The sequence below is a fragment of the Mycobacterium triplex genome, assembly GCF_000689255.1.
GTDB lineage: Bacteria > Actinomycetota > Actinomycetes > Mycobacteriales > Mycobacteriaceae > Mycobacterium > Mycobacterium triplex.
Genome location: NZ_HG964446.1, coordinates 3,182,879 through 3,195,147, shown reverse-complemented (window position 1 = coordinate 3,195,147; position 12,269 = coordinate 3,182,879). Strand labels below are relative to the sequence as shown.

Sequence of the window (12,269 nt, the reverse complement as noted above, 5' to 3'; positions counted from 1 at the left end):
ACTCTACCCGGCGGCGGTGACCCGTCCGCTGCCGCGGCACGCCGACTCGGCGGTGACTTCCTTGACGAAATCCCCGAGGCACCGGATGGCCCCGCCTACCCTCCGGCAAAACGTCGGTCGCCACCGGGAAGTCGTGAATCTGGCCGGCCCACAGTGGCAAATCGCAGCGGATTCCGTTGGTTTCCAACCGTTCTGCCAAAAGCACGGCATCGGGAAGCAGCAACTCGTCCGCGCCGGCGTGGATGGGCACGGGCGGCAGTACCGACAAATCGGCGTCGACCGGTGAGACAACCTGACCCGACGAACGTCCCGGGCCGTTCGGGAGCTGCACTTCGCCGAGATAGCCCGAAAATATCGACAGCGCCCCGGCGGTGACCATCGAGGATTTGCGTGCGTTGCGGTGCTTGAGTTTTCGGAGCGGGTTCGCATCCGTGAACGGCGAGACGGTCGCGACCCCGGCCGGCGCGGCGACCTGCGTGCGGATCGCCGCCAGCGTCGTCATGAACGCCAGGTATCCACCGGCCGAGTCGCCGGCAACCACTATCCGATCCGGATCGTATCCGCGGTCCTGCAGCCAGCTCAGGCCACACAGGCCGTCGTCGATCGCGTCCGCGATCTGATGCGAGGGCAGTTTCCGGTAACCGGCCGGCATCGGCTGCCTCCGACAAGCGGCTCACCAGCGCCCGGTGCGTATTGACGCCGCACGTAAGAAATGCGCCGCCGTGCAGGTACAGGATGGCCCGGGTCGGGGATACGCCGGGAGCGCGAACCCATTCGGCGTTGCAGTGCTCAAGGCGCACCGGTTCGACCTTGACGGCCGACCGGAAATGGGGTGGCAAACCCACCATCCCGTCGACATACCCCAACGGCCGATGCAGATTGGGCTGCAACGCCCATGCTCGGACCACGTTTTTACGATTAATCGGCTTGCCAACGAGACGGCAATCGATTGCGCACTGCGACGATGATGAATACGCCGCGTAATCCGCCTGGTAACCATTTATTCGACGCTCCTAGGACCCGGTGAATACCCGTCCGGAAAAGGCAATAACCTGGCCTGGATGCCGATCGATCTCGACGAGTGCTCGAAGATATGAGGATGGAGCAGCCAACTCAGGCAGACGGGATGCTGGCCGACCGGATCGCGGTGGTAACCGGCGGCGGTGGCGGTATCGGCGCGGCAACCGCGCAGCTGTTCGCAGCACACGGCGCCCGGGTCGTGATCGCCGATATCGAAGCCGACCTCGCGGACCGGACCGCCGAGCGGATCTCGGCGTCGGGCGGGGAGGCGGTGCCGATCGTCGCCGACGTTCGAGACGCCGATCAGGTTGGGGCGCTGGCACGAAGCGTGCTGGACCGGTTCGGCCGGATCGACGTGCTGGTCAACAATGTCGGCCATTGGCTGCGACACCCGGGCAATTTCGTCGACACCGACCCGCAATTGTGGGACGAGCTCTACCGGATCAACTTGCACCACGTCTTCTTGGTCACCCACGCGTTCCTGCCGGCGATGGTCGGTCGACGTCGCGGGTCGATCGTCAACGTCTCCTCCGTCGAAGGGCTGCGGGGCTACCCCGAGGATCCGGTCTACGCCGCGTTCAAGGCGGCCGTCATTCATTTCACCCGCAGCCTCGCGGTTCAGGTGGGCCGGGACGGGGTGCGGGTCAACGGCATTGGGCCCGACGTTACCGAATCGCTGCAGGTGCCTTATTCGCAGTGGCTGTCCCCCGAGGAGCAAGCACAGTGGCCGCAATGGGTTCCGGCCGGGCGGATGGGGCTGCCCGAGGATCAGGCCCGCGTGATCCTGTTTTTGGCCTCGGACCTGTCGGCGTTCGTCACGGGTCACACCATCCCGACCGACGGCGGCACCGGTGCGGCGGGCGGATGGTTTCGTTCGTCACGACGGGCCGACCGGGAGTGGACCAACCGGCCGTTCGCGCCCTGATCGCTCAGACGTAGGTCAATGCCGCGTTTTCCAGGCGAATTCGCACGTTGAGCAGGAACGCGTTGGCAATGCTGAACGCGATCGCCGTCAGCCACGCCGAATGGATCAGCGGCAGCGCCGCCACCTCGGCGACCACCGCGATGTAGTCGGGGTGACGTACCCATCGATACGGACCACGCCGCACCAGCGGCGCGCCCGGGATCACGATCAGCCGCGGGTTCCAGTGCCGGCCCAACGCCGCCGCGCAGCGCCAGCGGACGATGCAGCTGAGCACCACGACGACGAGCATCGGCCATCCCAACCACGGCACAAACGGTCGTCCCAGGGCCCACACTTCCACCAGACACGAAACCAGCAGTAACGCATGCACGCTGACCATCGCCGGGTAGTGGTCGAGGCCGAATTCCTTGCCCCCGTGGGTGATCGACCATTGGGCGTTTCGGTGCGCGACGACGAGCCCGATCAGACGCTCGACGCCGATCATCGCGATGAACAGCAGGTAGTACAACATGGCTTCTCCCCCTTCCCGCGAGGTCGCGTTCCTGCTTTTGCCACGAGGATCGGCCCTCTCGGGTTCAGCAACCATGGCAGGCGTGAACCAACCCACAGCCGGCACGCCGCTACGACCGCATCTCAGTCCCGGCAGAACTGTTGGCGCAATTACACTTTGGAGTTCGTCAGCGGCTCCGAGCGGGTTCGAACCGGGCTTGATCCTCGAGGACCGTCACCGGTATCCCGTTAAGTGCACCGTTACCGGATGGCTCGTCGATGAATGTCGGCACGGAGAGCGCGTTGGTGTTGGCGCCCGGTGACCCGTTGGCGACCGACATTCGCGTGCCCGGCTTGCCATGTCCCCAGCCATGCGGCATCGACACCACACCGGGCTTGATCGCGTCGGTGACTTCCACCGGCACCTTGATCTCGCCGGCCTCGGATTTGACGGTGACGATGTCGTTGTCGGACACTCCGCAGCGCGCCGCGTCGTCGGGGTGGATCAGCAGCGTGCACCGATCCTTACCCTTCATCAATGCGGGCACGTTGTGCAGCCAGGTGTTGTTCGAGCGCAGGTGCCGGCGGCTGACCAGGACCAACGGCTCGCCGGGCCGCTCCAGCCGCGCGGCCAGCCGGGGCAGGTCGTCGAGCAGATACTGCGGAGCGAGCCGGATCTTGCGGTCCGGGGTGCCCAGAATCTCCGGGAGCTGCGGCACCATCGGCCCGAAGTCGATGCCGTTCGGGTTCTGCTTGAGCAGGTCCAACGTGAGTCCACCGGGATTCTTGCCGTATTGATCCCCGAACGGCCCGGTACGCAGCGTGAGGTCCAGCATCCGCTCGGGGCCGCCGTGCTCGTAGAGCTTGCGGATCTCGGCGCCGTCGACGCCGCGGGTGAAGGCCAGGTAATCGAAGAAGCCGTCGTCGATCGCGGCGACGTCGACGTCTTCGGCCGGTGTGCCCGTGCACAGGCCGGTCAGCCGGATCAGGATCTCCCACTCGTGCGGGCGATCACCCGGGTCGAACACCGGCGCGGAGTAGTTCGCGATGCTGTGGATCGCGAACAGCAGGATGAGGTCGTCGTGGTGCGGCTGTTCCAGCGGCGACAGCCCGGGCAGGATCACGTCGGCATGCCGCGTCGTCTCGTTGATCCAGAGGTCGATCGAGATCATCGCCTCCAGCATCGGCAGCACCTCGTCGAGCTTGTCGCCGCCGGGCGTCGACAACACCGGGTTGCCGGCGACCGTGATCAGGGCCTTGAGTTGCCCGTCGCCCGGTGTCGCGATTTCTTCGGTCATGCACGACACCGGGGCCTGCCCGAGCACCTCTTTGGCGCCGCGCACCCGCGTGTGCCAGCGGCCGAATTCCGGAAGACCGCCCTCGAGGCCGGGCAGCGGCTGCGTGGTGATCGACCAAGCCGCCGGCTTGGGGAACATCGCGCCGCCTGGCGTGTCGAAATGGCCGGTCAAAATATTGATGACGTCGACCATCCAGCTGGCCAGGCTGCCAAACTCCTGATTGCACAACCCAATTCGGCCGTACACCACCGACTTGTCGACGGCCGCCAATTCGCGCGCCAACCGCCGGATGGTGTCGACATCGATGCCGGTGACGTCACTGACCCGCTCTGGCGGCCAGTCCGCGGCGACCTCGCGCATGGTGTCGACACCGTCGACGTGCGGGCCGGGGTTCACCAGGCCCTCGTCGAAGAGCGTGTGGGCCACCGCCAGCAACAACGCCGCGTCGGTGCCCGGGACGATCGGCAGCCACTCGTCGGCCCGTGCCGCGGTCGGCGTGCGCACCGGGTCGATCACGATCACCTTGCCGCGTTTGCGAATTCCGTCGATCAGGCCCATCACGTCGGGCGCGGCCAAGAGTGATCCCTGCGACGCGGCGGGATTGGCACCCATGATGACGAGCAGGTCGGTGCGCTCGATGTCGGGCACCGGAAAGTTCCACCAGAGGCCGTACATCAGGTGCGACGACAGGTTCTTCGGCCATTGATCGACCGTGCCGGGCGAATAGGTGACCGGCATCCCCGACATGCCCATCAGGACGCCGGCATAGCGGGCCAGCGAAAACGAGTGCGCCAGTGGGTTGCCGGTGTAGGCGGTGACCGCGCCGATCCCGTACTTCTCGATCACCGGTGTCAACAACTCGGTGCAGCGCCGAAACGCGGCGTCCCAGCTGACCTCCTGCCATTCGCCGTCGACCTTGATCATCGGGTTGCGGACGCGGTCCGGGTCGTGGTGGACCGCGCCCAGCGACACGCCCTTCGGGCAGAGATGGCCACGGCTCCACACGTCGTCACGGTTGCCGCGAATGCCGGTGACTTTGCCCGCTTCGACGTGAATTTCCAAGCCGCACATGGCTTCACACAGCGGACAGGTCCGGATATGTTTGCCGTCAGCTCCGGGTTTCATCCACCCACTGTATTGCGATACTCCGAGTAGCGGAAGTGGCAAAAAGGCGGCTCAGCCGACCCAAGGCCCGATGCCGCCGACCTTGTCGATGCGGATGCGGGTCAGATATCCCGGCGGTGCGTCATCCGGCGGGAACTTCATGTTCGGATCGCCCAGGACCGGGTTCAGTTCCTTCAGCAGCTCCGGGGCGCCGCCTTCCACGATCCGCGCGGTCCCGGTGATCGCGAGGTAGGGCCGCATCCCCTGACCCGCTCCGTCGAGCGACACGATCGTCACCGCTACCCGCGGATCCCGACGCACGTTGCGAACCTTCTTGTGTTCGGCGAGGTGAGCGGTGACCAACTCGTCACCGTCCGGCGTTGACCGCAAGGCCACCCAGACCAGGCTGACCTGCGGGCTTCCGTCGGGATTGAGGGTGACCAGGGTGGCATCCGCCCCCGTGCCGATCAGGTTTCGTGCGGCGTCGTTGAGTTCCATGCGTTGTGCTACCGCCTGGCGACGATTTTCATTCCCGCCGAACGGGTAGCCGCCGGCGCTTTCCCTTGAGAGACATTTGAATCTGACAAGTTGCCTGTACATCGACGACGTATCGGCCCTAGCGTCAATTACGACCGAAAGACCAGCCCCCAGGAGCGAGGAGCCGGAGGCGCGGCCATGACCGACCAACAGCCCCCGATGAATATCGAGTATCTGCGCCGTGAAGTGCTCGCGCGCATAGACGCACACCCACTCGACGACTGGTCCCCCGCCCTGTTGCGAGCCATGATAGCCGTCTTCGACCTGAACGGAGTCATGCCCAAGCCGCTGCAGCGCTTCGAGCCTCGCATCGTCCGGTAAGCGCGGAGGCCGCCTGACTAAGGTGCTACGGGAGTACCTGCGGTCGGCTGAGGAGTCACGGCGATGGAGATGTGGGAGCTGATGGCCCGTGAGCAGATCCGCGACACGCTGGCCCGCTACAACTGGTCCGGTGACGCCGGCCGGGTCGACGACCTTGCCGAGACATTCTGTGTGGACGGCGTTCTCGAGATTCGCGGTGCCGAGCCACTGCGCGGCCGATCCGAGATCGTCGCGTTCCTGGCCGGCGTCACCGGCAGAATCGCGGTCGAGGCGGACGTCAAGCCGGTCGTCCGACACAACGTCGCCAACATCCTGTTCACGTCGGTGGCTCCTGACGAGGCGCAGGTCTGCTGCTACTTCACCGTCGTCACGCATATCGGCCTCGACCATTTCGGCCGCTATCGCGACATCTTGGTGCCCGACGGTGACACCTGGCTGATCAAGCACCGCAAGGTGTCGACGGATTGGGCGGCCGCCGACTCGGCGATGGCGCGGCCGTGACGGCGCGCGTGAGTCCTTGACGCACAGCAGCTTTCCCGCGCAGATGCGTGTGCATCCTGGGCGCACTGGGTGCACATTCAAGGCCCTCAGCGCACAGTCATGACCACCGCGCATGCCGATCAGCGGAACACCGCTGCCGCGCCGCGAAGCGACATGGCAGGGTGGCATGCGTGGCAAATACCTCTCCAGCGACCGTCGAGCATGACCTGCGCGAAATCACCACCCCGAAGGGCGCTTTGCGCTACTACGACTGCGGCCCGGATTCCGCTCCGGCGCTGCTGTTCCTGCACGGCTCCGGCCCCGGGGTCACCGGCTGGCGCAATTTCCGCGGGATCCTGCCGAGGTTCGCCGAGCACTTCCGCTGCCTGATCCTCGAATTCCCCGGCTTCGGGGTCACCGACGACTTCGGCGGCCACCCGATGGTCACGGCGTTCGGCGTCGTTTCGCCGTTCCTGGATGCGCTCGGTGTCGACAAGACACACATCGTCGGCAACTCGATGGGTGGCGGCGTCGGCGTCAACTTCGCCATCGGTAACCCGGACCGCATCGACCGGCTGGTGACCATCGGAGGCATCGGCACCAACATCTTCAGCCCCAGCCCCAGCGAGGGCATCCGGCTGTTGCAGGAGTTCGTCGAGGACCCGACCCGCCAGCGCCTCGTCGACTGGCTCAAGTCGATGGTGTACGACCAGGGGTTGGTGACCGAGGAACTCATCGAAGAACGTTGGCAGCTGGCCACCGATCCCGTCACGCTGGACGCCGCGCGCCGGATGTATGGCAAGGCGGCTTTTGCCGCGATGAACTCCGCGATGGCGGCCTCGGATCGGCCGCTCCCCTGGGCGACGATGCACAAGGTGGCTGCCCCCACGCTGCTGACCTGGGGCCGCGACGATCGGGTGAGCCCGCCGGACATGGCGCTCATCCCGATGCGCACCATCCCCAACGCGGAGCTGCATATCTTCCCGAACTCCGGACACTGGGCCATGATCGAAGCCAAGGCGGCATTCGAAAGCACGGTCCTGGGCTTCCTGTCGCGCTAGCGGCGATCGCGAGGGCGGAGCGGGTCGGCACCGCACGCATATTCACGGCCGGCGAGTCCGGCGCTGCACACCGCGTCCTAACGCGTTTCCGTCCGCTCATCGGGATTTCCTTTGGGACGGGCGAGCACTGCGGTAGACCATTACTTAGCCCGCACACGTAAGGACAACGATATGAGCGACCGGGTACTCGACCGGGTGGTGGCCATGGCCGACCAATTGCGCGACCAGGCCGCCGAAGCCGAGCAAATCGGCCGGCTTACCGACGACACCGTCAAGTTGATGAAGGACGCCGGCCTGATCCGGCTGCTGCAGACCAAGCAGTATCAAGGCTTCGAGGTCCATCCCCGCGAGTTCGCCGAGACGACGATGGCCACCGCGGCGCTGGATCCGGCCGCCGGCTGGATCGTCGGCGTGGTGGGCGTGCACCCCTACCAATTGGCGTACGCGGACCCGAAGGTCGCCGCGGAAATCTGGGCCGACGACGTCGACACCTGGATGGCATCGCCGTACGCGCCACAGGGCGTGGCGAAACCCGTCGACGGCGGTTACATCTTCAACGGTCGCTGGCAGTTCAGTTCGGGCACCGACCATTGCGACTGGATCATCCTGGGCGCCATGCGTGCTGACGAAAAGGGCGTTCCGCTGATGCCACCGCAGATGCTGCACATGATCCTGCCGCGCAAGGACTACGAGATCGTCGAGGACTCGTGGAATGTGGTGGGGCTGCGCGGAACCGGCTCCAAGGACGTCATCGTCAAAGATGCGTTCGTGCCGAGCTACCGGACGATGGATGCGACCAAGGTGATGGACGGCACCGCCCAGCGCGAGGCCGGCATGACCGAACCTCTGTATCTGATGCCGTGGTCGACGATGTTTCCGCTGGGCATCTCCGCGGCCACCATCGGCATCGCCGAGGGCGCGCTCGCCGCGCACCTGGACTACCAACGCGAACGCGTCGGCGCCACCGGAACCGCGATCAAGGACGACCCGTACGTCATGCATGCGATCGGCGAGGCGGCCGCCGACATCAACGCCGCCCGCCAGGAACTGCTGGCCAACGCCGACCGCATCTACGACATGGTCGCGGCCGGCAAGGAGGTGTCGTTCGCCGATCGCGCGGCCGGACGCCGCACGCAAGTGCGCGCGGTGTGGCGCGCGGTGTCGGCCGTCGACGAGATCTTCGCCCGGTCGGGCGGCAATGCGGCACGGATGGACAAACCGCTGCAGCGGTATTGGCGTGACGTTCACGTCGGCCAGATGCATGCCATCCACGTCCCCGGCACCACGTACCACGCATCGGCGCTCAGTTCGATCGGCATCGATCCCCCCGAGGGTCCGCTGCGGGCGTTGATCTAAGGAGTTGCGGTGACAGACCTGAAAAGCCTTGGCTACATTACGATTTCGACTAATGGCATCGACCGCTGGCGCCGCTTCGCGTTCGGCGTCCTGGGTTTCGCCGAGGGTAGCGGGCCCGACGAGTCCGCGCTATACCTGAGGATGGACGAGCGCGCTGCGCGGTTGATCGTGGTGCCGGGTGAAACCGATCGGGTGCTCACGATCGGCTGGGAGGTTCGCGATCACCCGGCGCTGCAGCGGGTCAAGGCGACGCTGGACGGGGCCGGGGTGCCGTTCAAGCAGCTGTCGATCGAGGAGGCCGAGGCCCGCCGGGTGGAAGAGGTGATCACCTTCGAGGACCCCTCCGGCACCACACTCGAGGTGTTCCACGGGGCGGTGCTCGATCACAGCCCGGTCGTCACCCCGTTCGGCGCCCGGTTCGTCACCGGCGATCAGGGCATGGGCCACGTCGTGGTCCCCGCGATGGATCCGGGCGGCGCGTTCGACTTCTACACCGAGGTTTTGGGTTTCCGGTCGCGCGGTGCGTTCCGGGTGCCGTTGCCGAAAGAGTTTGGCCCGGTGCGGGTTCGCTTCCTGGGCATCAACGAACGTCATCACAGCATGGCGATCGTGCCGGCCGCGCACATGCGCGACCCGCGGCTGGTGCACATCATGGTCGAGGTCGACACCCTCGACGCGGTGGGCCAGGCGCTGGACCGGGTCAACGCCGAGGGCTTCCAGTTGTCGTCGACGCTGGGCCGGCACACCAACGACAAGATGATCTCCTTTTACGTCCGCGCGCCGGGCGATTGGGACATCGAATTCGGCACCGACGGCATGCGGGTCGACGAAACCTATTACACGGCAGAGGAAATCACCGCTGACAGCTACTGGGGCCACCAGTGGGTCGGCGAAATGCCCGCGGCGATGCGGCTGTGATGTCCCAGACACCCGACACCGACGTGACGCCGATTGCGGCGTCGTCGATCACCGCGTGGGATCACGAGGCCGACGTCGTCATCGCCGGTTACGGCGTCGCGGGTGCGGCGGCCGCGGTCGAGGCGGCCCGGTCCGGGGTTGACGTGCTGGTGGCCGAACGCACCGGCTCGTGGGGCGGTGCGGCGGCGATGGCCGGCGGATTCATCTACCTCGGCGGCGGCACGCCGCTGCAAAAGGCCTGCGGTTTCAGCGATTCCGTCGAGAACATGGCGGCGTTCCTCAACGTGGCGATGGGACCGGGTGCCGATACCGTGCGCATTGCCGACTACTGCGCCGGCAGCGTCGCCCATTTCGAGTGGCTGGTCGGGTGCGGCGTGCCGTTCAAGGCGGAGTTCTTCTCCGAGCCCGGCTGGGAGCCGATGGGCGATCAGGGCCTGATGTACAGCGGCGGCGAAAACTCCTACCCGTTCAACACGATCGCCACCCCCGCCCCACGTGGCCACGTCCCGCAGATGCAGAACAAGAAGCAGGGCGAAGCCAGCGCCGGCTACATGCTGATGAAGCCGCTCGTCGAAACCGCCACGGCGGCAGGCGCTCGCGCGCTCTACGACGTGCGGGTGCGGTGTCTGGTCGTCGAGTCCGACGGCCGAGTGGTCGGCATCCGCGCCCGCCAGTACGGCACCGAGATGACGATCCGGGCGCGCACCGGCGTGGTGCTGGCGACGGGAAGCTTCGCCTACAACGACGCGATGGTGGCCCGCTACGCGCCGCGCATCGCCGGACGCCCGGCCGCGTCGATCGAGCAGCACGACGGGCAGGCGATCCGGATGGCGCAGGCCCTCGGCGCCGACCTGGCCCACATGGACGCCACCGAGGTCGCGATCTTCATCGACCCCCAGCAGCTGGTACGCGGGATCCTGGTCAACGGTCGCGGCCAGCGTTACGTCGCCGAGGACACCTACCCGGGCCGCGTCGGGCAGCTCACGCTCTACCACCAGGACAACATCGCCTACCTGATCATCGACAACGACGCCCAGCAGGAGGCGATGGCGTCGTGGTCACCGAAGTTCATGCTGCGGCAGCCGACCTGGGTGGCCGACAACGTGGCCGACCTGGAACGCGATATCGGCCTGGCGCCCGGTTCGCTGCAGGCGACCGTCGCTGCCTACAACGAGGGCGCCGCGCGCGGCGAGGACCCGCTGCTGCACAAGAAGTCGGAATGGATCAGGCCGATCGGCACCCCGGTCGGCGCGATCGACCTGCGGGAGAACACCGGCGGCTTCACGCTGGGCGGCCTAGCCACCACGCTGGACGCCGAGGTGCTGCACGTCAGCGGTGAGCCGATCCCGGGCCTGTTCGCCGCCGGCCGTTCCACCGCCGGGCTGGCCGCCTGGGGTTATGCCAGCGGCATCTCACTCGGCGACGGCAGCTTCTACGGCCGCCGTGCCGGACGGTCCGCCGCCAAGGGCTGAGCCTTTTTAGCTCTCTGCTCGCGGCTTTCAGCGTGTTGTGTGACAGCGGCCACATCGGTGTGGTATATCTATTCCTATTAGGAATATGGCAGCCAGGTACACCCAGCCCGTTGGAGGACCGATGTCAGGGACCGCTGCAGCAACCACCCCCACGGCCGTCATCGACCGCATCTCGCTGGTGCTCGACGCCTTCGACGGGACGGGCCGGCTGACCCTGGCCCAGATTGTGCGGCGCACTGGCCTGCCGCGTTCCTCGGCGCACCGAATGCTCGAGCGTTTGGTGCAGCTGCGCTGGTTGCGCCGCAGCGGTCGCGACTACGAGCTCGGCATGCGCCTGGTCGAACTGGGATCGCTGGCCGTGCATCAGGACCGTCTCGTGCGTGCGGCCGGCCCGCTGCTGGGCGAATTGCACCGAGCCACCGGGCTGATCGCACACCTCGCGGTGCTCGACGGGCCCGACGTGGTGTACCTCGACAAGGTCGGTGACCGCATGGCCGACGCGATCCCCACCCGAGTCGGCGGCCGGCAACCCGCGCATTGCACCGCGGTGGGCAAGGCGATCCTGGCGTACCGCGGCGACGACGCCCAGGTCGACCTGCGGGCCCGCAAGACCAAGTACTCGGTTTCCACCAGCTCCCAGCTGGCCGCGGAGTTGGCGAAGGTGCGCGCTCACGGCGTGGCGTTCGAGCGCGAGGAATCGTTGCTCGGATTCGGTTGTGTCGCAGCGCCTATCGGCGCTCCGGGCGAGGCCGTCGCGGCGGTGTCGGTGTGCGGGCCGATGAGCCGGATGATGTTCGACCAGCGGCTGACCGCACCGGTACGCATGACGGCGATGGGCATCTGGCGCAACGCCGAGGACGGCCCGCGACGGGTGGCACCGACCCTGCAGCCGCTGCGGCCACTGCTCCCCCACAAGCAGCACGCGTTGCAGTACGCGTGAATTCGCGGCCGTCGAAATAACCCTCGGTTGCCGCGGACCGATGGTCAGCCTGTAGAGGTTGTCGAGCCTACGGCGGTGTCGCACCGGGTATTTCATCGACGATGACCAGCTCCCCCTGGCGCACGGCCTCGAGGATCGACTCGCGCAGCGCCGAACACACCAGGAACACCCCACGACCGGCGTGCGCGGACACCTGCTCGGCCTCGGCGCGCTCAGCGCAGCGCTGCGTCGCGTCGGCGTTCCACTGCACGCTGGTCTGGTTCCAGGTGCTCTTGCGGACCAGCACCCGCGCGCCGCAGCTGCCACATGCCACGGGCAGCATGGGCATCTCGTCGAGCCGATTGTCGA

The 12,269-nt window shown here is 66.7% G+C and carries 12 protein-coding genes and 1 pseudogene; 8 read left to right on the top strand and 5 right to left on the bottom strand.

Features of this window, described 5'->3' with window-relative positions:
• Positions 1-3 precede the first annotated feature (3 nt).
• Positions 4-1,000, bottom strand: a pseudogene (locus BN973_RS14770) (alpha/beta hydrolase).
• A gap of 99 nt (positions 1,001-1,099) precedes the next feature.
• Between BN973_RS14770 and BN973_RS14765 the strand changes: the two are divergent.
• Positions 1,100-1,945, top strand: a complete 846-nt coding sequence (locus BN973_RS14765; RefSeq protein ID WP_036468984.1) for an SDR family NAD(P)-dependent oxidoreductase — start codon at positions 1,100-1,102, stop codon at positions 1,943-1,945.
• Positions 1,946-1,949: 4 nt separating this feature from the next.
• Here BN973_RS14765 and BN973_RS14760 read toward each other — a convergent pair whose 3' ends face one another.
• The 3 genes from BN973_RS14760 to BN973_RS14750 all read right to left on the bottom strand — a co-directional run bounded on the left by BN973_RS14760 (position 1,950) and on the right by BN973_RS14750 (position 5,334).
• Complete coding sequence (locus BN973_RS14760) at positions 1,950-2,453, bottom strand: isoprenylcysteine carboxyl methyltransferase family protein (protein WP_139830039.1); 504 nt, start codon at positions 2,451-2,453, stop codon at positions 1,950-1,952.
• A 169-nt stretch (positions 2,454-2,622) separates the two neighbouring features.
• Entirely contained in the window at positions 2,623-4,857 is a 2,235-nt protein-coding gene (locus BN973_RS14755; RefSeq protein WP_036468982.1) for a molybdopterin-dependent oxidoreductase, read from the bottom strand.
• A 51-nt stretch (positions 4,858-4,908) separates the two neighbouring features.
• Positions 4,909-5,334, bottom strand: coding sequence for a PPOX class F420-dependent oxidoreductase (locus tag BN973_RS14750; RefSeq protein WP_036468981.1), 426 nt, complete (start codon positions 5,332-5,334; stop codon positions 4,909-4,911).
• A gap of 177 nt (positions 5,335-5,511) precedes the next feature.
• Here BN973_RS14750 and BN973_RS14745 point away from each other — a divergent pair, with 177 nt between their 5' ends.
• From BN973_RS14745 to BN973_RS14715, 7 genes are all read left to right on the top strand, one after another.
• Positions 5,512-5,694 carry a hypothetical protein gene (locus BN973_RS14745; protein WP_036468980.1) on the top strand — a complete coding sequence of 61 codons (183 nt, stop codon included), beginning with the start codon at positions 5,512-5,514 and terminating at the stop codon, positions 5,692-5,694.
• 63 nt (positions 5,695-5,757) lie between these two features.
• Positions 5,758-6,195 carry a nuclear transport factor 2 family protein gene (locus tag BN973_RS14740; protein WP_036468979.1) on the top strand — a complete coding sequence of 146 codons (438 nt, stop codon included), beginning with the start codon at positions 5,758-5,760 and terminating at the stop codon, positions 6,193-6,195.
• 161 nt (positions 6,196-6,356) lie between these two features.
• Positions 6,357-7,235 carry an alpha/beta fold hydrolase gene (locus tag BN973_RS14735; RefSeq protein ID WP_407067544.1) on the top strand — a complete coding sequence of 293 codons (879 nt, stop codon included), beginning with the start codon at positions 6,357-6,359 and terminating at the stop codon, positions 7,233-7,235.
• A gap of 171 nt (positions 7,236-7,406) precedes the next feature.
• Positions 7,407-8,591, top strand: a complete 1,185-nt coding sequence (locus tag BN973_RS14730) for an acyl-CoA dehydrogenase family protein (RefSeq protein ID WP_036468977.1) — start codon at positions 7,407-7,409, stop codon at positions 8,589-8,591.
• Positions 8,592-8,600: 9 nt separating this feature from the next.
• The gene (gene bphC / locus BN973_RS14725) at positions 8,601-9,509 is read left to right on the top strand and encodes a biphenyl-2,3-diol 1,2-dioxygenase (protein WP_036468976.1); all 909 of its coding nucleotides are present in this window, start codon (positions 8,601-8,603) and stop codon (positions 9,507-9,509) included.
• Positions 9,509-10,981, top strand: a complete 1,473-nt coding sequence (locus BN973_RS14720; RefSeq protein WP_036468975.1) for an FAD-dependent oxidoreductase — start codon at positions 9,509-9,511, stop codon at positions 10,979-10,981. The genes bphC and BN973_RS14720 overlap by 1 nt, the downstream gene beginning before the upstream one ends.
• 121 nt (positions 10,982-11,102) lie before the next feature.
• A complete protein-coding gene (locus tag BN973_RS14715) occupies positions 11,103-11,921 on the top strand; it encodes an IclR family transcriptional regulator (protein WP_036468974.1) in 819 nt (272 codons plus the stop codon).
• 67 nt (positions 11,922-11,988) lie between these two features.
• Here BN973_RS14715 and BN973_RS14710 read toward each other — a convergent pair whose 3' ends face one another.
• Positions 11,989-12,249, bottom strand: coding sequence for a hypothetical protein (locus BN973_RS14710; RefSeq protein ID WP_051641594.1), 261 nt, complete (start codon positions 12,247-12,249; stop codon positions 11,989-11,991).
• Positions 12,250-12,269: the final 20 nt, after the last annotated feature.

Bases quoted from the DNA above. Each gene is read 5' to 3' on its own strand.
- BN973_RS14765 (WP_036468984.1), top strand. From the start codon at position 1,100: ATGGAGCAGCCAACTCAGGCAGACGGGATGCTGGCCGACCGGATCGCG.
- BN973_RS14755 (WP_036468982.1), bottom strand. From the start codon at position 4,857: ATGAAACCCGGAGCTGACGGCAAACATATCCGGACCTGTCCGCTGTGT.
- BN973_RS14750 (WP_036468981.1), bottom strand. From the start codon at position 5,334: ATGGAACTCAACGACGCCGCACGAAACCTGATCGGCACGGGGGCGGAT.
- BN973_RS14745 (WP_036468980.1), top strand. From the start codon at position 5,512: ATGACCGACCAACAGCCCCCGATGAATATCGAGTATCTGCGCCGTGAA.
- BN973_RS14740 (WP_036468979.1), top strand. From the start codon at position 5,758: ATGGAGATGTGGGAGCTGATGGCCCGTGAGCAGATCCGCGACACGCTG.
- BN973_RS14730 (WP_036468977.1), top strand. From the start codon at position 7,407: ATGAGCGACCGGGTACTCGACCGGGTGGTGGCCATGGCCGACCAATTG.
- BN973_RS14720 (WP_036468975.1), top strand. From the start codon at position 9,509: ATGTCCCAGACACCCGACACCGACGTGACGCCGATTGCGGCGTCGTCG.
- BN973_RS14715 (WP_036468974.1), top strand. From the start codon at position 11,103: ATGTCAGGGACCGCTGCAGCAACCACCCCCACGGCCGTCATCGACCGC.
- BN973_RS14710 (WP_051641594.1), bottom strand. From the start codon at position 12,249: ATGCCCATGCTGCCCGTGGCATGTGGCAGCTGCGGCGCGCGGGTGCTG.